This window comes from Alistipes intestinihominis (genome assembly GCF_040095975.1).
Classification (GTDB): Bacteria; Bacteroidota; Bacteroidia; order Bacteroidales; family Rikenellaceae; genus Alistipes; species Alistipes senegalensis.
This window is the reverse complement of sequence record NZ_JBBMFL010000045.1, coordinates 1-1,327: the sequence shown is the minus strand read 5'-3', so window position 1 is coordinate 1,327 and position 1,327 is coordinate 1. Positions and strand designations below refer to the sequence as shown.

The window sequence follows — 1,327 nt, the reverse complement described above, 5'->3', positions numbered from 1 at the left end:
TCACTACTGTCCCGTAAAAGTTGATAAATAGTTCTTTGAAATTATTGAAATATAGTCAATTACGTGGTTTCTTGAGATGAAACGGACTTGATTTTGCAACTTTGCAGTCTAATACAAATGGCTGCTATGTTCCAAGACAAATACGTATTCTCTCAATTAACCGCTTTTCTGAACAGGACTCAGTTCAACAACTATGTTCGCAAGTATGATGGCAACAGATATGTGAAACATTTCACTTGCTGGAATCAGATGCTCGCGATGATGTTTGGACAACTGAGTAACCGTGAGAGCCTGCGAGACTTAATCGTTGCTTTCGAGGCGCATAGGACCAAGCAATATCATCTTGGTTTAGGACGTGAACCGATAGCCAAGACAACTCTTGCGACAGCGAACCAGAACCGTGATTACAGAATCTTCGAAGATTTTGCATTCTATATGATGAAGGAAGCCTGCGAGAAGCGGACGACCAACATCCTTGACATTTCCGGAAAGAAATATGCGTTTGATTCAACAACGATTCCGTTATGTCTTGCAACATTCCCGTGGGCAAAGTTCCGAAGCAAGAAAGGAGGAGTGAAAGCTCATGTCTTATACGACATTGAAGCACAAGTTCCTGCCTTCTATACTGTAACCACTGCCTCAAAGCATGATTCTACAGCGATGTCTTCAATCCATTATGAACCAAATGCTTATTATATATTCGACAGGGCTTATGATTCTTTTAAAGAGCTCTATAGGATACATCTTACAGACTCTTTCTTTGTTGTCAGGGCCAAGACGAACTTAAAGTATAAGACAGTCAAATGGAAGCGGAGAATGCCAAAGAACATAATGACAGATGCGGAAGTGAAACTGACCGGTTATCTCTCCGGGAAGAAATATCCGGAGTCATTCAGACTCGTCCGATATTACGATGAAGAAGATGACCGTGAGCTCACTTTTCTGACGAATGCGAAACAACTTTCTGCATTGGATGTCGCCAATCTTTACAAGAAAAGATGGTTGATCGAGCTGTTCTTCAAATGGCTCAAGCAGCACCTCAAGATAAAGAAATTCTGGGGCACAACAGAGAACGCCGTCCGCATACAAATCAGTGTCGCTATTATCACATACTGTCTTGTGGCTATTGTCCAACATGATATGAAGTTGAAACGCTCTACCTATGAAGTTTTGCAAATTCTCAGCATATCATTGACAGACAAAACCCTCTTGCGTGACCTGTTCGACAAGACTAATTTCAATGATGTCAAAGATCTATATAATCCCATTATTCCGGGGCTATTTGATTAATTGTTTAACTCGTCCCATTTTAACGGGACACTAATGA

The 1,327-nt window shown here is 41.0% G+C and carries 1 protein-coding gene; it reads left to right on the top strand.

Annotation, left to right across the window (positions count from 1 at the left end):
• The first annotated feature begins 126 nt into the window (after positions 1–126).
• Complete coding sequence (locus WMO46_RS15545) at positions 127–1,290, top strand: IS4 family transposase (RefSeq protein WP_118308514.1); 1,164 nt, start codon at positions 127–129, stop codon at positions 1,288–1,290.
• Positions 1,291–1,327: the final 37 nt, after the last annotated feature.

What these genes read in the sequence shown, in the direction of transcription:
- WMO46_RS15545 (WP_118308514.1), top strand. Translation starts at nt 127, where the DNA reads ATGTTCCAAGACAAATACGTATTCTCTCAATTAACCGCTTTTCTGAAC.